Genomic DNA, 20,208 nt, shown 5'->3' on the forward strand with positions numbered 1-20,208 from the left:
GGTTTTTGAATCACCGAAGAATTAGTAATTTTTACTCACTTTAGTTCAAAAGCCACCTACTTACCATTTGCCAACCCTTTTTTAGCCCGCTTACCATGAGTGAAATTTCTGCTGCTTCTCGGGTCCAAATACGACCGAATACGGGTCTTGATGAATTAATACATCAGCATCAGGGAAAACGGAGATAAGCTTGTCTTCAACTTCGTCAGAAATGCGGTGCGCTTCAATAAGTGGGATATTATCTTCGAGTTCTAAATGCAATTGAATGAACCGAACAGGCCCTGAACGACGCGTTCTTAGTTGATGTACGCCAAGCACACCTTCCACACTCAGCGATGTCTCTTTTATCTGTTTTAATTCTTCATCTGGCAGCTTTCTATCAAGCAAAGATTGAATGGCTTCTGTTGCCATTTGGTAGGCACTGTAAAGAATGTAGATACCGATACCAATCGCGAATACCGAGTCCGCTTGACCAATGCCAAACCAGCTCAGTGCTAGCGCGAGCATGATCGCTGCATTCATATAAAGGTCGGATTGATAATGCAGTGAATCGGCGGCTATCGCTTGGCTGCCCGTTTTGCTGACAACATGTTTTTGGAATCGAACCAAACCAAAGGTCATTACGATCGCGAACAAGCTGACATAAATACCAATTTCAGGAGAGTTCAGCTCATGCGGTCGGAAGAAACGCTCAATACCATTAAGAATAAGGAAACAAGCGGAACCGGAAATAAACATTGCCTGCGCTAATGCAGCAAGAGATTCTGCCTTACCATGGCCAAAGGTATGTTCTTTATCGGCAGGCTGAAGAGAGTAGCGAACCACCACCAGATTGACGACAGAAGCGGCGATATCCAACAGCGAATCGACCACAGAAGCTAATAAACTGACTGAACCTGTCACCCACCACGCAGCAACCTTCACAACCAATAATATGGAGGCAATGATGGTGGCAGCCCAAGCGGCGAGCGTAACTAAACGTGCGTATTCTTGTTTCATAAATTGGCTATAAAGTGACTGATAGCACAAAGTATAACCCGCAAACAACCGATTGAATATGACAGCCATGATGTAATACATTCATTTTTAAAGATCAAAAAAGCGACACTCGGCCGCTTCTTTCTCAACACTGTCATTCAGTCCGGCTTTCTCAAGCCATGAATTACTTGTCTTTGTTCATGCGTTTTTCCATTTTGTCAGCACACTTCGCCATGCGCTCTTGTTGGATTTCTTTCAGCTGAGTCTTTTGCTCAGGCGTTAGTACGCTCATCATTTGGTGTTGCTTCTTAAGCATAGCAACACGACGCTCTGTTTGCTTCTCAACCATTTGGCTTGCTAGGTCGTTTGCTGCAGCTTCATCAAAAGTATCAGCTAGAACTAGATCTTGAACTTTCTCGTGATGCGCTTTCATTTGCGCCATTTTATCTGCTTTGTTGCCTGAGTGTTTTGCTTTCATCTCAGCACGATTCGCTTCGCGCATCTCTTTCAATTCTGTTTTTTGAGCGTCCGTCAGGTCTAGTTGGCGCATCACTTTCTTATCGAAGCTACCACACTTACCGTGCATACCTTTGTGATCACCTTTATCACCGCCGCCGTATGCAAACGCACTCGCTGTACCTAACATAAGTGGAAGTGCCGCAGCTACTAGTACAAGTTTCTTAGTCATTTTCATAATTGTTGCCTCGATTCGGTATAATAAGTCATGTATTGCGTCTGTTTCTCAGCGCTTAGATATAGATTAGTCTTTCCCTCGTAAAGTGACGTTTAGAAAGCGTAAAGAATCGTAAAGAGTGAAAGTTGACGAATAATTAGCAGTATTATTAACCTGTAAATAGTAGATAACCGATTAAGGCTTCCCAATGGCGAACATTCTTCTTATTGATGACGACACAGAACTAACCAGCTTACTGAAAGACATCCTGAGCTTTGAGGGCTTCACTGTTTCCGAAGCCAATGATGGCTATGCGGGGCTTGACGCTATCAATGATGAGATTGATCTGATTCTTTTGGATGTGATGATGCCGCGCCTTAACGGTATGGAAACGCTAAAGAAGCTGAGAGAAAACTGGGAAACACCAGTATTGATGCTGACTGCCAAAGGCGAAGAGATCGACCGTGTTATTGGCCTTGAACTTGGCGCAGATGATTATTTGCCAAAGCCGTTCAGTGACCGAGAACTGCTCGCTCGTATTCGTGCCATCTTACGCCGAACACAGACTAACACCGCGCCTAAATCAGCCAGCGACACCATTCAATATCAAGACATCGAAGTCTTCCCTGGTAAACAAGAAGCCTACTGCAATGGTCAGCTCATCGACCTCACCACAACCGAGTTCGCTTTGCTGAGCCATCTCATCCAGAACCCGGGACAAGTGATCACCAAAGAAGCACTGAGCTTGGATGTTTTAGGAAAAAGGCTGGCGGCGTTTGACCGCGCGATAGACATGCACATCTCCAATTTGCGCAAGAAGATTCCAGAACGCAGCGATGGTAAGTCTCGCATCAAAACCTTACGAGGCCGTGGCTACTTATTGGTAGAGGAAGATTAATGCGCATCCCTAAAATCACCAGCTTATATGGACGTATCTTTGCCATCTTTTGGTTCACCATGTTACTGGTGCTTTTATCGGTGCTGTCACTTCCTCATTTAGACCCTAGAGTGGCGCGTGATGTGCCTACCGATCATCTAAATAAATTGGAGCGTATCGCTAAAATCACAGAGAAACGCTACGCCAAAGAACCTAATCTAGGCAAAATTGTTTTCCAACTTGAGGCACCACGTAGCCGCAAGGATTCTCGAGCTCGCATCTATTTAACCGACCTTGAAGGTGCTGTCCTTACGTCGAAAAGACATTCGGACTATAAACTTAAGGCGATTCGCAACTTTGTTACCTCGATTGATAACCCTGAAGTACCAAAACAGAAACTGTACGGACACTACATGGTGGCAGGGCCAGTACCTATCACACTCGCTGGTGAAGAATTACTGATGTATGCCGGAGTAAAGTGGAACCAACCACCGCCATTTTTGCTACGACTGTTTGATAGACCTTTACAGCTGTTGCTCGCGGTAATGCTAGCAAGCACCCCGCTCTTGCTTTGGTTAGCTTGGGCATTGAGTCAACCCGCACGTAGGCTTGAACGCGCAGCGCAGCGTGTAGCAAAAGGGCAATTTGAGGTTGATCCAACACTTGAAAAAGGCACCTCAGAATTCAGACAAGCGGGTGAAAGCTTTAACCAAATGGTGGAAGCGGTAAACCAGATGATTTCAGGGCAACAGCGACTACTTTCTGATATCTCACACGAACTGCGCTCGCCATTGACTCGTCTACGCATGGCCAATGCACTGGCAATTCGTAAGCAAGGTGAGAGCCAAGAATTAGAACGTATTGATACCGAAGCGCAGCGTTTGGAACAAATGATCAGTGAGCTACTGACGCTATCTCGTATGCAGGTCGACAGCCACATAACTCGCGAGGTTCAACCTATCTCGAGCTTATGGGAAGAGATCTTAAAAGATGCAGAGTTTGAAGCTGAACAGATGGGTAAATTACTGACGTTTTCAGAGATCCCAGAACGTTCTATTTCAGGTAATCCTAAGCTACTGATGAGTGCCTTAGACAATATTACGCGCAATGCTATCTACTACGGTAAAGACCAAGTCGATGTGCAATTCCATGTTGTCCAAGATCAACTGACGATTTGCGTCAATGACAACGGTGATGGTGTACCGGAGGATGAACTGGATTCTATCTTCAGACCTTTCTACCGAGTTTCAACGGCACGCGATCGTAATTCAGGTGGCACTGGGCTTGGCCTCACCATTACAGAAAGTGCGATTCGCCAACACAGCGGAACCATCACTGCAAGCCGTAGCCAGCTCGGTGGATTACAACTCGAAATCACCCTACCAATCTTGCCGGTATAATACCCCCACAAAGATCACAGTTGATAATGATTGTCATTATCATTATGGTAAATCCTCTAATTAAGGAGGATTTACCATGTCACACACTTTCCCTACTTTACCCTACGCTTACGACGCCCTAGAACCTTACATTGATGCTAAGACGATGGAAGTGCATTACAGCAAGCACCATAGAACCTACTACGATAAGTTTGTTGCGGCTATTTCTGGCAGCGAGCTAGAGCAACAGTCTCTGACCGAGATCTTCGCTAACATTTCTCAGCACAGCCCAGCGGTTCGTAACAATGGTGGCGGTTACTACAACCACATCTTGTATTGGAACTGCATGTCGCAAGACGGTGGTGGTGAACCCACGGGCGAGCTTGGCGAGGCTATCAAAAGTACTTTCGGAGATTTCGAGACATTCCAAGATCAGTTCGCTCAAGCGGCAATCAATACCTTTGGTTCAGGCTTCGCTTGGCTAGTGGTTGAAGAAGGACAACTGAAGATCATCTCGACTTCGAACCAAGACAATCCGTGGATGGATACGGTTGCCAGTAATGGCGAGCCCATCCTTGCACTCGATGTTTGGGAACACGCCTACTACATCAGCTACCAAAACCGTCGTCCTGATTACATCAATGCATGGTGGAACGTAGTGAATTGGAATGCGGTATCTGAAAACTACGCGCAGGCACTAGCGAACCAGGCCTAAGCTGAGGGTGGCGAACTGTACTCACTCAGCTTGCCACCGTATACTCTGGCTATCTTTGATTATTCTTGTGAACCAACATGTTTGATATCGCTCTATATGAACCAGAAATCGCGCCCAATACGGGTAACATCATCCGCCTATCAGCTAACTGCGGCGCAAACCTGCACCTTATCGAGCCGCTTGGTTTTGATTTCGAAGAGAAGAAAGTTCGTCGTGCGGGTTTAGATTATCACGACCTCGCACGAGTAAAGCGTCACAAGAATCTAGAAGCCTTCCTTGAGTATCTAGAGAATGAACGTGAGGGTGACTACCGTATCTTTGCTTGTACGACCAAGACCACTGGCCACCACGTTGATGCGAAATTCCAACAAGGTGATGTACTGATGTTTGGCCCTGAGTCTCGCGGTCTGCCTGCTGAGTTCATCGAAAGCATGCCAATGGAGCAACGCATTCGTATTCCAATGATGCCAGAAGCACGTAGCTTGAACCTGTCTAACGCAGTGGCCATTATTGCGTTCGAAGCTTGGCGACAAATGGGTTTTGAAGGCGCGATATAACCCAATCTCAGTAAATTAATCTCAGTAAATAACTGTTCACACGACCTGTTATCTGTTCCTGCTAGCAATCGTAAATAGCAGGTAACATGCAATAAAAAAGGCTCTTACCATTATCACTTTCTTGCGAAGGATAACGGTAAGAGCCTTTTCTGTTTGTCTCTCTATATAAAGAGACAAACCATTAATTTAAGCGGTTACGATCGTTGTCGTCGTCTTTCTTCTCAAACTCACCCTCAAAGGTGTTGCCGTCTTTTGATTGGTCAGATGGACCTGAATTGAATGGGTCTTGTCCAAATGGGCTCTGGCCAAAACCAGCTTGTCCACCCGCATGAAAACCACCAGACATATTGGTCACCACCATTTTTTCCATCATTTTCTTGGCAATCATCGCTCTTGGTGCTGGTAACAATACCAACATACCGAGTGCGTCCGTCATAAAGCCCGGAGTCAGCAGCAATACGCCTGCAACAGCAAGCATCACGCCTTCAAGAATCTGTTGTGCTGGCATTTCGCCTTGTTGCAACCGACCTTGAACAGACATAAGTGTCTGAATGCCTTGGCTACGAACCAGCGATGCGCCAACAAATGCAGTGATCAAAACCAACGCGATAGTTGGCCACAATCCTAAGAAGCCACCAACTTGAATAAATAGCCCAATCTCAATGATGGGTACGAAGATAAAGAGTAATAATAAGATAGGAAACACACGCCCTCCTTTGTTACGTCCAGTTTACGCTGAAAGCCCTACCAATCTCAAATTTATCCTGTAAATAAGCGTGTTTATTGACCCGGAATAAGTTTGCTAAATATTGACGAAACAAAAACGAAAAAGGTGATCAACTTAATATTTTTATGCGCTAAGTACAGTATCATGTGCCACATAAGTCAGGACGGATTTATCAGCCCAATATTCTAGCGAACGGAGTATTTGCACACAGAATAGGCTAATAACTAACTATATAATCAGAATAATTCTCTAAGGATCCTGTTATGGCTACTCAATCAGAAGCTCAAGTTGAAGCTCCTCAAGCTACTCGTCTCGAAGAAGATCTATTAGGTCAACGTCATGTTCCGGCTGATGCTTACTACGGCATCCACACTCTACGCGCAGTTGAAAACTTCAACATCTCAAATGTAACGATCTCAGATGTACCTGAATTCGTTCGCGGTATGGTGATGACAAAGAAAGCAGCGGCTTTAGCAAACAAAGAGTTAGGTGTAATTCCAAGCGAAGTGGCTAAATACATAATCGAAGCTTGTGACCTCATTCTAGACACTGGCAAGTGCATGGATCAGTTCCCATCGGATGTATTCCAAGGTGGCGCTGGTACTTCTGTAAACATGAACGCGAACGAAGTCGTTGCGAACGTGGCACTTGAGCTTATGGGCAAAGAAAAAGGCCAATACGAGTTCATCAACCCAAATGACCATGTAAACCGCAGCCAATCTACAAACTGTGCTTACCCAACTGGCTTCCGTATCTCTGTTTACAACAGCGTTCGTAAACTGATCGATGCTATCGAATACCTAAAAGGTGCATTTGAGCTTAAGAGCCAAGAATTCAACACAATTTTGAAGATGGGTCGTACTCAACTTCAAGATGCTGTGCCTATGACGGTTGGCCAAGAGTTCCACGCTTGGGCTGTAACCATCAATGAAGAAATCAAAAACCTAGAATACACTTCAAAGCTTCTGCTTGAAGTTAACCTAGGCGCAACAGCTATAGGTACTGGTCTGAACGCAGCACCGGGTTACCAAGGCCTAGCAGTTAAGCACCTAGCAGAAGTAACTGGCTTAGAGTGTGTAGCGGCTGAAGATTTAATCGAAGCAACGTCTGACTGTGGCGCATACGTAATGACGCACGGCGCACTTAAACGTCTAGCCGTTAAACTGTCTAAGATCTGTAACGACTTACGTCTTCTTTCTTCAGGTCCACGCACTGGCTTCAACGAGCTAAACCTGCCGGAACTGCAAGCAGGTTCTTCAATCATGCCTGCTAAAGTAAACCCAGTTGTACCTGAAGTAGTAAACCAAGTTTGCTTTAAAGTTCTAGGTAACGACAACACGGTTTCTTTCGCAGCAGAAGGCGGTCAGCTTCAACTGAACGTGATGGAACCCGTTATCGCACAAAGCATGTTTGAGTCTTTAGACATCCTAACAAATGCATGTGTGAACCTACGCGACAAGTGTGTAGACGGCATTACTGTAAACAAAGAAGTATGTGAATCTCACGTATTTAACTCTATCGGTATCGTTACTTATCTAAACCCATACATTGGCCACCACGAGGGTGACATTGTAGGTAAGATTTGTGCTGAAACAGGTAAGAGTGTTCGTGATGTAGTTCTAGAGCGCGGTTTATTAAGCGAAGAAGAACTTGATGACATTTTCTCTGTTGAAAATCTGATGCATCCTCAGTATAAAGCTAAACGCTACGAATAACGGTAGCGAGAAAGGGCTCCAAACGGAGCCCTTTTTTAGGCTCCAATACGGTTAACCCTGCTGATCTTGTGGATTTCCGTTAGTTGCATTTTTGCTTAATTAAACCTAAACCATAGAACTATTATGTGAACATTCCAGTGGCGAATGTTCACATAATAAAATCTAAAATGAGGTGTTACTTATGATTGCAGTAGAACTATTTGTCGTCCTGCTCTTTATCTTTTTGGGGGCCAGAATTGGCGGTATCGGTATTGGTTTTGCCGGTGGTGCTGGTGTTATTGCCCTTTCATTAATTCTTGGTGTTCCAACAAGCCAATCTTTTATCCCGGTCGATGTAATTTTGATCATCATGTCGGTTATCACCGCAATTGCAGCAATGCAGGTTGCTGGCGGTATGGACTGGTTGGTACAAATTGCAGAAAACTTCTTGCGTAAACACCCTGAACGCATCACCTTTTACGCGCCGATTGTGACCTTTGTAATGACACTAATGGCGGGTACTGGTCACACAGCATTCTCTACGCTGCCTGTTATTGCAGAAGTAGCAAAAGGCCAAGGTGTTCGTCCTTCTCGTCCACTGTCTATCGCAGTTGTAGCCTCTCAAATTGCGATCACAGCTTCGCCTATTTCGGCAGCAGTTGTAGCTTTCGCAGCGATGCTTGCACCCTTTGGTGTCGATTACCTAACGCTATTGATGGTTTGTATTCCAACAACCTTCATCGCTTGTATGGTTGGTGCGGTTGTCGCGAACTACATGGGCAGCGAACTGAAAGACGATCCTATTTACCAAGAACGTCTAGAGAAAGGTCTAATCAAGCTAGCAACAGAAGAGAAACGCGAAATTCTACCAACAGCGAAGAAAGCGACTTACATCTTCCTTGCGGCGATTGGTTTTGTTGTTTGCTACGCAGCCGCTATCTCTAGCTCTGTTGGCCTAATTGAAAACCCAGCACTGGGCCGTAACGAAGCAATCATGTCTGTGATGCTGGCAGCAGCAGCGGCAATCGTGATGTTCACTAAGATTGATGCAGCGAAGATTTCTTCGGCTCCAACATTCCGCTCTGGTATGACTGCGTGTGTATGTGTACTGGGTGTGGCTTGGTTAGGTTCAACGTTTGTGAATGCACACGTTGCTGAAATCAAAGACGTTGCTGGTGCTCTACTTGCTGACTACCCTTGGATGCTGGCTCTTGTTCTGTTCTTCGCTTCTATGCTGCTTTACTCTCAAGGCGCGACAACGGTTGCACTGATGCCTGCAGCTCTAGCGATTGGCGTAGCACCACTAACAGCCGTGGCTTCTTTTGCTGCGGTAAGTGCACTGTTCGTACTTCCAACTTACCCTACGCTACTGGCAGCGGTTGAGATGGATGACACAGGTTCAACGCGTATTGGTAAGTACGTATTTAACCACCCATTCTTCATTCCTGGTGTGGCAACAATCAGTACAGCGGTAGCACTCGGCTTCGCATTCGGCGGTCTGTTTATCTAACACTCGCTGAAAAACCAAACCTAAAAGGAAGCTTCGGCTTCCTTTTTTCTTTTCTGCACAATGTGTTTATTTGATACGTATCAAATAAACATTATAAACCTAAAAATCCGAACAAAAATAAAGTTTGAATAAAATTCCAATAATATTCACGCCATTCATTAACAATGCCTGCCAACGCAACCACCCCTTGTTTTTCTATAATTCACATCGAATATTAATCCAAGCTAACTAACCAAAAAACCTTGCTCTTTTTCTAACGTTTTTCAGCCTATTCATTGGTCACTATTTTTGTGAACAATACCAAACTTAAATTCCGACGTAAGGAATAAAATAACCGCAGTTAAATTAAATCTAAATTCATTTGGATATATAAATATAAAGATGCTTATATTTAAAGTCGGTAACGTCATATAGATGCTCGCTCTATAAGGGCAAGAACTTTATATCGTTGAATGCTTTATAAATATCACTGTATTTACAATCTATAAACATTAGTCGCTAATTCACGTCAATTCTATTTAGGATGATGTAAGGAGATAGCCATGACGACTCAGACGATACCAAGCGAGAAAAAAAAGGGCGGCTTCTTTGCCAACTTTAAATTCCCTTCTGCCTACACCATTCTATTTATTCTAATTGCATTCGTAGCCCTGCTGACCTGGGTTGTTCCAGCAGGCCAATACGACCGAGCAATGAATGAAGAGTTAGGTCGAGAAGTACCGGTTACCGGAACCTATCAAGCAGTAGAAGGTAACCCTCAAGATGTGATTGACGTACTACTCGCGCCTATTGACGGTTTCTACGACCACAATAGCTATGAAGCTGCAGCAATCGATGTTTCGCTGTTCATCTTAATCATTGGTGGCTTCTTAGGGCTAGTAACCAAAACTGGCGCCATCGATGCCGGTATCGAACGCGTCACCGCCCGCCTAGAAGGGCGAGAAGAGTTGATGATACCGATACTGATGGCATTGTTTGCTGCTGGCGGTACCGTCTACGGCATGGCGGAAGAATCACTGCCATTCTATACGCTGCTAGTACCAGTAATGATGGCTGCACGCTTTGATCCTCTTGTTGCTGCTGCGACCGTACTGCTTGGCGCAGGGATTGGTGTGCTAGGGTCAACGATTAACCCATTCGCAACCGTGATCGCTGCCAACGCCTCTGGTATCCCATTTACTGACGGTATCGTGCTGCGTATTGCCATGCTCGTTATTGGTTGGATAATTTGTGTTGCCTACGTCATGCGTTACGCAAGAATGGTTCAAGCTGACCCAACAACATCGATTGTCTACGACAAATACGAAGAGAACAAAGCGCACTTCCTTGGTAACGCGAGCGACGAAAAACTTGATTTCACCACAACGCGTAAATTAATCCTCACTATTTTCGGTGGCTCTTTCGCTGTGATGATTTACGGTGTATCGGTTGCTGGCTGGTGGATGGCAGAGATCTCAGCGATGTTCTTAGCCGCGACAATCATTGTCGGTATTGTGGCTCGCATGAGCGAAGAAGAGTTTACGACTAGCTTTATTGATGGTGCCCGCGACCTACTTGGTGTAGCGCTTATCATCGGTATCGCGCGTGGTATCGTGGTCGTGATGGACAGAGGTATGATCACCGATACGATTCTCTTCTCTGCAGAACAAATGGTGACGGGGCTTTCTTCAGTTATCTTTATTAACGTAATGTTCTTCTTAGAGATTTTGTTGTCCTTCTTAGTGCCGTCAACGTCTGGTTTAGCCGTACTCACCATGCCAATCATGGCACCACTGGCCGACTTTGCTGGCGTAGGTCGTGACCTTGTGATCACCGCTTACCAATCAGCATCTGGCTTAGTGAACCTAATCACCCCGACCTCTGCGGTTGTGATGGGTGGCTTGGCGATTGCCCGCGTCCCTTATGTTCGCTGGGTTAAATGGGTAATGCCATTAGTCGGTATCTTAATGGTGTTCTGCATCGTTGTACTGAGTATTGGTGCGCTTATCTAACGTAAAGCACTTCACTCCGTTCTCATCCAAAGCCGCTTCCATAGCGGCTTTTTTTATTGCTATCTAATCCAACTCCAACCCAATCACCAAAACAACCTGCCGAGCTGCACACGCTTCATTTGACGCCTCTCTATGACCTATCTCAGTAGCAAAGCTTAAACAAGCAAAAACCACTTGCGACAAAGAGTAAACCAACGTTTAAACATCAAGGTTAAAGCTAATAAATCGCCAACTATTCTTCGCTCTTATATTTATACAAATACTTAGTCATTTATTAGCGCTAATTATATTTAAAGTAATTTACGTAGTAATAACCAAAGAGGAAATAGTAGTGATTTTTATAGAAAACTGACTTTAAAAACCCAATTATAAAGTGTGACCACAATAGCTTTATTCGCATTTATTTTGTTAACAACTAATTAATTCCACATCCAAAATTAAATATCTAAATAAAAACATTGCATACTTCCAATCTAAGCTCATTCTTATCAATAAAACCATTTTGCATATAATCCCTCACAAATTGGATTCTAGCTAGGTGAATGAAAAAAGCATGCATAATATTCCCAAGGAGTTAACTATTTAGAAAAGACTGACAATAGTTGAAAGTGCATAAAGTTTGTTAAAACCCTTGATTTTAAAGGGCTGCGGGATAAAAAACGATTTGTGATAGATCTCTAAGAATACCTGACTAGCAGGCGTAATATTAATTCCAGACAAGAGATATGAATAAAATAATTCATTCTTCTCAACTGAAAATAAATAATTACTCTTAGCAATAAAAGTAATTCAAATATATAAGAGAGACGATCATGAGTAAGTTCTATGTAGGATCTGAAATAGGTCAATTACGCCGCGTTCTAGTTCACCGCCCAAGACGCGCACTGACTCACCTAACACCCTCTAACTGTCACGATTTGCTGTTTGATGACGTACTGGCTGTTGAACGTGCAGGTAAAGAGCATGACGCATTTACTCAAACGCTACGTGATCAAGGTGTTGAGGTTCTTCTTCTTACTGACTTGCTAGCCGACACACTAGCCGTGTCAGAAGCGAAAGATTGGCTACTAACCTGCCAAGTATCTGATTACCGTTTGGGTAAAACATTCGCCAATGATGTGCGCTGCTACTTGGGCGATTTACCAAACCTAGAGTTAGCAAAAATCCTAACGGGCGGTCTGTCTTACGCTGAGATGCCAATGAAATCATCTTCAATGATGCAAGGTATGCACGCACCAACCGACTTCATTATCGAGCCACTACCAAACCACCTATTTACTCGCGACACATCTTGCTGGGTATATGGCGGTGTATCTATCAACCCAATGGCGAAACCAGCTCGTCAACGTGAAACAAACCACGTTCGTGCTATTTACCGCTGGCACCCAACATTCGCAGGCCAAGACTTCATTAAATACTTCGGCGATGAAGAAAAAATCAATTACGACAACTCTACGATTGAAGGTGGTGACGTTCTTGTACTTGGTCGTGGCGCGGTTCTTATCGGTATGTCTGAACGTACAACAGCACAAGGTGTTGAACACTTAGCATCTAGCCTATTCAAACACGGTCAAGCGACACAAGTTATCGCAATGCAGCTACCAAAACACCGCTCTTGCATGCACTTAGACACCGTAATGACTCACATGAACGAAGATACGTTCTCTGTTTACCCTGAAGTGGTAAGTAAAGACGTGCAGTGCTGGAACCTAACTGGCGATGAGTCTGGCGCTGTAAAAGTGAAAGAAGAAGGCTACTTCGTAACAGCTATCGAAAAAGCTCTTGGCGTAGACAAGCTAAACCTAATCACAACCGGTGGCGACAACTTCCATGCAGAACGTGAACAGTGGAACGATGCAAACAACGTTCTAACGGTTAAACCTGGCGTCGTTATTGGCTACGAGGGCAACACCTACACCAACGAAAAATACGACAAAGCAGGCATCACGGTTCTTCCGATTCCAGGAGACGAACTTGGTCGCGGTCGCGGTGGTGCACGCTGCATGAGCTGCCCAATTGAGCGTGATGGTATCTAATCACTAAGACGAAACGGCCAAGTTGAACGATCTTAAATAATCTCAACTTGGCCAAAATGAGAGAACACAATTATGACTAAGCAAACTGTTGTTGTTGCACTCGGCGGTAATGCCCTACTTCGTCGCGGTGAGCCGTTAGAAGCCGATGTTCAACGCCGTAATATTGAAACAGCGGTTAAAACCATCTCTGAAATCGCGAAAGTGTACAACGTGGTTCTAGTGCACGGTAATGGCCCACAAGTTGGTTTACTTGCTCTGCAAGGTTTGGAATACAAAAAAGTAAATCCGTACCCGCTAGATGTGCTGGGCAGTGAGACTCAAGGCATGATCGGCTACATGCTGATGCAAGAATTCAAGAACTATCTTCCTAACCGCAACATCTCATGCATGTTGACGCAAATGACCGTCGATCCAAACGATCCTGCATTCGCGGATCCAACCAAACCGATTGGCCCGATCTACGAAGAAGCAGAAGCGCGTGAATTGGCAGAGAAGTTCCACTGGATCGTAAAACCCGACGGCCAACATTTCCGTCGCGTAGTACCAAGTCCACGCCCTACCGGGATTGTTGAACACGACGCGATCACCCAACTTATCGATGCGGGCCATCTCGTGATTTGTACTGGTGGTGGTGGCATCCCAGTGAAAAAAGAAAATGGCAAATTAGTGGGTGTTGAAGCGGTTATCGACAAAGACATGTCAGCGGCTTTCTTGGCGAAACAATTGGATGCTGATGCACTGCTTATTCTGACTGATGCTGACGCTGTATACCTTGACTGGGGCAAACCAACTCAACACGCACTGCGCAGCACCACACCAAGCGAATTGGCGAAGTTCACATTTGATGCCGGCTCAATGGGGCCAAAAATTGAAGCATCGTGCGAATTCATTCAGCAAGGCGGCAAAGTAGTGGGTATCGGTGCACTCGAAGATGGCTTGCAAATTCTGCAAGGCCAAGCGGGCACTAATATCACCAAGGGTTAACGTACTAGCGAGCTTTATCATCTTGAGAATCTTAAACCTTAAGAGCTCTTAAAGCTTGCGAAAACAGATTAAACGAAACAAACAGAACCGAACAAATTTAACTAAAAATTGAATCGCGCTTTCTTGAATTTTCTTTCCCTGTAACAGGAAAGCGCCTAAATCTAAGAAGGAATACATCATGGCTTTTAACCTACGCAATCGTAACTTCCTAAAACTACTAGATTTCACTCCACGCGAAATTCAACACTTGTTAGATCTTTCTATGGAGCTAAAAAAAGCGAAGTACAACGGTTACGAACAGCCAACACTGACTGGCAAAAACATTGCACTTATCTTTGAGAAAACCTCAACTCGTACTCGCTGTGCATTTGAAGTTGCTGCATTCGACCAAGGTGCTCGAGTTTCTTACTTAGGCCCATCTGGCTCTCAAATTGGCCACAAAGAATCAATGAAAGATACGGCTCGCGTTCTTGGCCGTATGTACGATGGCATTGAATACCGCGGCTTCGGTCAAGAGATCGTTGAAGAGCTAGGCGCTTACGCTGGCGTGCCAGTATGGAATGGCCTGACTGACGAATTCCACCCAACACAAATCCTGGCTGACTTCCTAACTATGACGGAATACGGCCGTGGTAAACAACTGCATGAAATCAGCTTTGCTTACCTAGGTGATGCTCGCAACAACATGGGCAACTCTCTGATGGTTGGCGCGGCGAAAATGGGCATGGACATTCGCCTTGTTGCTCCAAAACAATTCTGGCCACAAGAAGAGCTATTGGCTCAATGTCGTGAAATTGCAGAGCACACTGGCGGCAAAATCACACTGACTGAAGATGTTCAAGAAGGCGTGCAAGGTTGTGACTTCCTATACACCGACGTTTGGGTATCCATGGGTGAAGCAAAAGAAGCATGGGCTGAGCGCATTAACCTAATGATGCCTTACCAAGTCAACATGGACATGATCAAAGCGACAGGCAACCCACATGTGAAATTCATGCACTGCCTACCGGCTTTCCACGGCGAAGATACCACAGTAGGCAAACAGCTTGCTGCTGAATATCCGCAGCTTAAAGATGGCGTAGAAGTGACAGATGAAGTGGTCGAGTCTGAATACTCTATAGTGTTCGATGAAGCAGAAAACCGCATGCATACCATCAAAGCAGTAATGGTTGCGACATTAGGCAGCTAAGCAATTAAGAAATTAAGCAGTTAAGAAGTAAAAAATTAAGAAGTTAAGCACTCACTTGTTCGCAAGACGTTAATAAGTTAGGTGCAATGACAGGGAAATGCGGGTGGCGTTCTTGGGATTTTGACCTTGGATAAAGCTCGCATTTTTTTTCATGTAGTTGAATAGATTATTACCTAAAAAAGCCTGAGATTCTCAGTTCCAATAAAGGCTTAAACGGAAGCTTAAAACGGTCGTTATTTCGCATAAAAATCCATTAAATGAATACTTTACAGAAAGTATTGCATGGACTTTTTATCTGAGTATAATCCTCCGCAATTTGTCTTAAGAGAGCAAAAAATGAACCGCAATTTTGTCGCACATGATTGTCAACCAATACGCCTTAGAATGGCGTTGGTGTCATTTTTATTTTGCTCTATTGATCGTTTCGAAGCCTCCTATTTTTAGGGGGCTTTTTTTTGTCCGCAATTTGACTGTATGCATAGAAAAAGGAAGACCCGTTATGGCGCATTCGTTATTTAACAAGCACATCATCTCCATTCCAGAGCTCTCTCGTGATGAACTGGAGCTTATCGTCGATACTGCCGCAAGACTCAAAGCAGAGCCAAATCCAGAGCTGCTGAAAAATAAGGTTGTCGCGAGTTGCTTCTTTGAACCTTCAACTCGAACTCGCCTTTCCTTTGAAACCGCAGTTCAACGCCTTGGCGGCACCGTCATCGGCTTTGATAATGGCGGAAACACATCACTGGCTAAGAAAGGCGAAACACTTGCCGATTCGGTGCAGGTCATTTCTTCTTACGTTGATGCCTTTGTGATGCGTCACCCACAAGAAGGCGCAGCACGTTTAGCCTCTGAATTCTCTAACGGTGTGCCAATTGTGAATGGTGGCGACGGTGCGAACCAACACCCAACGCAGACCTTGTTGGATCTGTTCTCGATTTACGAAACGCAAGGCACGCTCGATAACCTCAATGTGGCATTCGTTGGTGACCTAAAATATGGCCGCACCGTGCACTCATTGACGCAAGCACTATCAAAATTCAATAACGTGCGTTTCTTCTTTATCGCGCCAGAAGTGTTAGCGATGCCAGATTACATCTGTGAAGAACTAGAAGAGATGGGTATCCAATACAGCACCCACAGCAGCATTGAAGAAGTGGTGCCTGAACTGGATGTGCTGTACATGACTCGCGTACAGAAAGAGCGCTTTGATGCGTCGGAATACGCACACATGAAATCGGCTTACATTCTGACGGCCGATACGCTGAAAGACGCTCGTCAAAACATGAAGGTACTTCACCCACTGCCACGCGTCGACGAAATCACAACTGACGTCGATAAAACGCCACACGCTTACTACTTCGAACAAGCCGAAAACGGTGTGTATGCACGTGAAGCTTTATTAGCCCTAGTTCTAAACGACACTTTATAAGCAGGAGATACAGTCATGGTTAAACAAACTCAGCTACAAGTAGAAGCGATCCGTAACGGCAGCGTCATTGACCACATCCCTGCTCATCTTGGGATTAAAATTCTCAAACTGTTCAAGCTGCATAAAACAGAGCAACGCATCACGATGGGGTTAAACCTGCCATCATCAGCGCTCGGCAATAAAGACCTAATCAAGATTGAGAACATCTTTCTGACCAAGGAACAAGCTAATCAATTGGCTCTGTACGCTCCACAAGCGACAGTGAATCAGATTGAAGAGTACAAAGTGGTCAACAAGCTCACACTTGTGCTGCCAGAACAAATCAACAGTGTGTTCGCCTGCCCAAATAGCAACTGTATTTCACACGGTGAACCTGTCGAAAGTAGCTTTAAAGTGCAGCTAAAACACGAAAACGTACAGCTAAAATGTCACTACTGTGAAAAAGTATTCTCTCGCGAGATCATGAGTGAAATTCGCTAACCCTTAGCGCTATTACCTCCGCAACAAAAACCCTTTATAACTTATGGATATTTATTCCCAACGCGGAATAAATATCCATTCAACCAAAGAATAAAACTCCACAATAAAAGCAATTAACCAGAATTTTGTTTGGTGATCGCCTTCAAAAAGATAACTATCCTTTAGTGGTAGACTCAATGCATAGATGATCATACATCTCGCATACCCTCCCTCTTATTTCGGGGTTCATCGGTAAGCCCTAATTAACAATCGTACTCTACGGCTTTGGGAGTGCGTTCTGCGCTATGGACAAGCGATATCAACACGTTGACCTTAAGGAGTTGTTCATGAACCAAATCACTGAGCACGGTTGCTTGTATTCAGCTGAAGATAAAACACTGACTGCCGCGTGCAAACGCTTACTACAACAGCAAAGCTTCTCGACCCAGAACCAACTGCGCGAGAAACTCGTCGACATTGGCTATACAGGTATCAGTCAATCGACCGTCTCTCGCATTTTGTCACAGCTTGGCGTTGTCAAAATTCAGAATGCCTGTGGTAAAAAGGTTTACTGCATCACGGTTGAAAGCGCGCCTGTGCGTGTCGATGCCTCAATCTCATCACAAATCGAATTAATTACTCACAACCAAGCGATGGTGATCGTAAAAACAAACCCTGGTTGCGCACAGTTGGTCGCAAGATTAGTCGATATCGACCCACATACCGAGATTATCGGTACGGTTGGCGGCAATGACACCGTGCTAATTATCCCGAAAGACACGATGAATATCGATGCTTGTGAACAAGTAGTCAGAGCACGCTTAGGTGTTGCCTAAATGTCTTATTGGCAAGGGCTGTTCACTGCAATTGCGCAGCTAACCCTCTCTCGACTGCCTAAGAAAGTGGCTCACCCGCCCTAGCGGATATTTGCTGGTCGATGAAACTAATCACAAACTATTACGGTCTGATTGAGTTAAGATACCTTCAACTCCATTTTGATGACTAAATAGTATGCGACGACTTGCCACATTACTTTTTGTTTGTGTTTCCCTGTTCACCCAGCCTGCGTGGGCGCTTTTTGGAAACGACAACGCCGAGCCAAGCTTCGGAGGCAATAACAACGGTTTTGTCCCTGTAGACCAAGCTTTCCCTTTCAATTACTACCAGCAAGACGGCAAGGTCCTTCTCGACTGGCAAGTAAAAGAGGGCTACTACCTCTATCAACATAGCCTCTCGTTCACAGGCCAAAACCTCGCTATCGGCAACGTTGAAATGGAAGATGGCCAACCACACCAAGATGAATTCTTCGGTGAGGTAAGCATTTATACTCAGCCGTTATTCGTGCAAGTTCCTCTACAGAGTTACCAAGACGGCTCACAGCTGGTCGTTAAGTATCAAGGCTGTGCAGATGCTGGTTTCTGCTACCCACCAGAAACTCGAGTAATCGATATTGAACCGTTTACTGCGACGAGTTCTGGCGATATAAAAAGCAGTGATGTGCAAAACAGTGGTGCCCCACAAGGTTCTTCTGATGCAGCAGGTGAAGCGGACAATTCAGTTCAACCCTCTTCTCCTACAGCTGACGCAGCAAGCAATATCACTCAACAAACCAATACTCCCGTTTCAAAAGAAGCAGGCTTAGCCGATAAGCTGGGTGACAGTTGGTGGACTCCATTATTATTCTTAGCACTCGGTGTTGGCTTAGCCTTTACGCCGTGTGTTCTGCCTATGTACCCAATTCTGACGGGTATCGTCTTGGGTGGCGGCAAGCTCAGCCAAGGTCGTGCGCTGATGCTGTCTTTCATCTACGTGCAAGGCATGGCGTTAACTTACACCTTATTAGGCTTAGTGGTTGCTTCAGCAGGCATGCAGTTCCAAGCTGCGATGCAACACCCTTACGTACTAATCGCACTGAGTGTTCTGTTCGTGACGTTGGCGATGTCGATGTTCGGCGTCTATAACCTACAACTACCAAGCAGCATTCAAACTTGGCTCAACAACCAAAGCAACAAGCAACAAGGTGGCAATACCTTGGGCGTGTTTGCGATGGGTGCTATCTCGGGCTTGGTGTGCTCACCTTGTACTACTGCTCCATTGTCCGGTGCGCTGCTGTATGTGGCTCAAAGTGGTGACCTATTAACGGGTGCAATTGCTCTGTATGCGTTAGCGATGGGTATGGGTATTCCGCTGATCTTAGTTGCGGTATTTGGCAACAAACTACTGCCGAAAGCGGGCAGCTGGATGGACAAAGTGAAGATCGTATTCGGCTTTATCTTGCTGGCAGCGCCTATCTTCCTGCTAGAGCGAATTATTCCTGAATTGTGGGCAACGGTGCTTTGGTCTGGATTGGGATTCATCGCCTTTGGTTGGCTTTACCACAGCAAGAATGCACTGCCATTTGGCGGCTGGAAGCAAAGCGCAGTGGGTATCATCGCGATGTTAGGCCTGTTCGCTTCAGCGCAACCTGCATTGAATTACTGGTTCGCAGAAAAGAGCGTTGTGGTTGAGCAACAAATCCAATTTGCACGCGTCAACACGGTTGAAGAATTAGAAATCCAGCTCATCGAAGCCAAGAAACTCGGCAAGCCAGTGATGCTCGATTTCTACGCCGATTGGTGTGTGGCATGTAAAGAGTTTGAGAAGTACACCTTCCACCAAGCTGATGTTGAGAACAAGCTTTCTGATTTCGTCCTGCTTCAGGCTGATGTAACGAGAAACATGCCTCAAGACATTGAACTGCTTAAACAATTACAGGTACTTGGCTTACCAACCATAGAGTTCTGGGATGGCGAGGGTAACCATGTTCCAAATGCTCGTGTCACTGGTTTTATGGCTGCAGATGTATTCTTAAAACACATGCAAGACCACCAGCTATAAGGGCAATATTCACCGGAATATCCGCCTAAACGAAAGCCGCACTGCCCCTCCGTAACGAGATGGCAGTGCGGCTTTTTTGCTATTCAGAGTAACGCTTTCTTATTCCGGGGATAAAAGTCGATATGGTTCAGAC

Annotated in this window: 17 protein-coding genes; 14 read left to right on the forward strand and 3 right to left on the reverse strand. The window is 45.1% G+C overall.

Annotation, left to right across the window (positions count from 1 at the left end):
- Window positions 1–90 precede the first annotated feature (90 nt).
- Both fieF and AC3CH4_RS14265 read right to left on the reverse strand, forming a co-directional pair.
- A complete protein-coding gene (gene fieF, locus AC3CH4_RS14260; protein WP_026012358.1) occupies window positions 91–999 on the reverse strand; it encodes a CDF family cation-efflux transporter FieF in 909 nt (302 codons plus the stop codon).
- Between the two features lie 163 nt (window positions 1,000–1,162).
- Entirely contained in the window at window positions 1,163–1,672 is a 510-nt protein-coding gene (locus AC3CH4_RS14265) for a CpxP family protein (RefSeq protein ID WP_474356083.1), read from the reverse strand.
- Window positions 1,673–1,859: 187 nt separating this feature from the next.
- On the opposite strand from AC3CH4_RS14265, the gene AC3CH4_RS14270 reads away from it, so the two are divergent.
- From AC3CH4_RS14270 to AC3CH4_RS14285, 4 genes are all read left to right on the forward strand, one after another.
- Window positions 1,860–2,549, forward strand: a complete 690-nt coding sequence (locus AC3CH4_RS14270) for a response regulator (RefSeq protein ID WP_171308887.1) — start codon at window positions 1,860–1,862, stop codon at window positions 2,547–2,549.
- Entirely contained in the window at window positions 2,549–3,928 is a 1,380-nt protein-coding gene (gene cpxA / locus AC3CH4_RS14275; RefSeq protein ID WP_237291028.1) for an envelope stress sensor histidine kinase CpxA, read from the forward strand. The genes AC3CH4_RS14270 and cpxA overlap by 1 nt, the downstream gene beginning before the upstream one ends.
- Window positions 3,929–4,004: 76 nt before the next feature.
- Window positions 4,005–4,622 (forward strand): superoxide dismutase, encoded by a 618-nt coding sequence (locus AC3CH4_RS14280; protein WP_054548233.1) that lies wholly within the window; start codon window positions 4,005–4,007, stop codon window positions 4,620–4,622.
- Between the two features lie 77 nt (window positions 4,623–4,699).
- Complete coding sequence (locus tag AC3CH4_RS14285; RefSeq protein ID WP_065207422.1) at window positions 4,700–5,179, forward strand: tRNA (cytidine(34)-2'-O)-methyltransferase; 480 nt, start codon at window positions 4,700–4,702, stop codon at window positions 5,177–5,179.
- A gap of 181 nt (window positions 5,180–5,360) precedes the next feature.
- On the opposite strand, the gene AC3CH4_RS14290 is transcribed toward AC3CH4_RS14285, so the two are convergent.
- Window positions 5,361–5,885, reverse strand: coding sequence for an FxsA family protein (locus AC3CH4_RS14290; RefSeq protein ID WP_004729712.1), 525 nt, complete (start codon window positions 5,883–5,885; stop codon window positions 5,361–5,363).
- Window positions 5,886–6,169: 284 nt separating this feature from the next.
- Here AC3CH4_RS14290 and aspA point away from each other — a divergent pair, with 284 nt between their 5' ends.
- The 10 genes from aspA (at window position 6,170) to AC3CH4_RS14340 (ending at window position 20,075) form a co-directional block, all read left to right on the forward strand.
- Window positions 6,170–7,621, forward strand: coding sequence for an aspartate ammonia-lyase (aspA, locus tag AC3CH4_RS14295; protein WP_004729713.1), 1,452 nt, complete (start codon window positions 6,170–6,172; stop codon window positions 7,619–7,621).
- 181 nt (window positions 7,622–7,802) lie between these two features.
- Window positions 7,803–9,110 (forward strand): anaerobic C4-dicarboxylate transporter, encoded by a 1,308-nt coding sequence (locus AC3CH4_RS14300; RefSeq protein ID WP_004729714.1) that lies wholly within the window; start codon window positions 7,803–7,805, stop codon window positions 9,108–9,110.
- Between the two features lie 542 nt (window positions 9,111–9,652).
- A complete protein-coding gene (locus tag AC3CH4_RS14305; protein ID WP_488543071.1) occupies window positions 9,653–11,101 on the forward strand; it encodes a YfcC family protein in 1,449 nt (482 codons plus the stop codon).
- 812 nt (window positions 11,102–11,913) lie between these two features.
- Window positions 11,914–13,137 carry an arginine deiminase gene (gene arcA, locus AC3CH4_RS14310; RefSeq protein ID WP_017077581.1) on the forward strand — a complete coding sequence of 408 codons (1,224 nt, stop codon included), beginning with the start codon at window positions 11,914–11,916 and terminating at the stop codon, window positions 13,135–13,137.
- A 72-nt stretch (window positions 13,138–13,209) separates the two neighbouring features.
- The gene (arcC, locus tag AC3CH4_RS14315; RefSeq protein ID WP_017108588.1) at window positions 13,210–14,121 is read left to right on the forward strand and encodes a carbamate kinase; all 912 of its coding nucleotides are present in this window, start codon (window positions 13,210–13,212) and stop codon (window positions 14,119–14,121) included.
- A gap of 178 nt (window positions 14,122–14,299) precedes the next feature.
- Window positions 14,300–15,310 carry an ornithine carbamoyltransferase gene (locus tag AC3CH4_RS14320; protein ID WP_004729719.1) on the forward strand — a complete coding sequence of 337 codons (1,011 nt, stop codon included), beginning with the start codon at window positions 14,300–14,302 and terminating at the stop codon, window positions 15,308–15,310.
- Between the two features lie 499 nt (window positions 15,311–15,809).
- Window positions 15,810–16,739 carry an aspartate carbamoyltransferase gene (pyrB, locus tag AC3CH4_RS14325; RefSeq protein WP_004729720.1) on the forward strand — a complete coding sequence of 310 codons (930 nt, stop codon included), beginning with the start codon at window positions 15,810–15,812 and terminating at the stop codon, window positions 16,737–16,739.
- Window positions 16,740–16,754: 15 nt separating this feature from the next.
- Window positions 16,755–17,219 carry an aspartate carbamoyltransferase regulatory subunit gene (gene pyrI, locus AC3CH4_RS14330; protein WP_004729721.1) on the forward strand — a complete coding sequence of 155 codons (465 nt, stop codon included), beginning with the start codon at window positions 16,755–16,757 and terminating at the stop codon, window positions 17,217–17,219.
- Between the two features lie 326 nt (window positions 17,220–17,545).
- Window positions 17,546–18,034 carry an arginine repressor gene (locus AC3CH4_RS14335; RefSeq protein WP_004729722.1) on the forward strand — a complete coding sequence of 163 codons (489 nt, stop codon included), beginning with the start codon at window positions 17,546–17,548 and terminating at the stop codon, window positions 18,032–18,034.
- Between the two features lie 175 nt (window positions 18,035–18,209).
- Window positions 18,210–20,075: a protein-disulfide reductase DsbD gene (locus AC3CH4_RS14340; protein ID WP_488543072.1), complete on the forward strand. Its 1,866-nt coding sequence runs from the start codon at window positions 18,210–18,212 to the stop codon at window positions 20,073–20,075.
- Window positions 20,076–20,208 lie beyond the last annotated feature (133 nt).

This window comes from Vibrio sp. QJM3NY_26 (genome assembly GCF_057786005.1).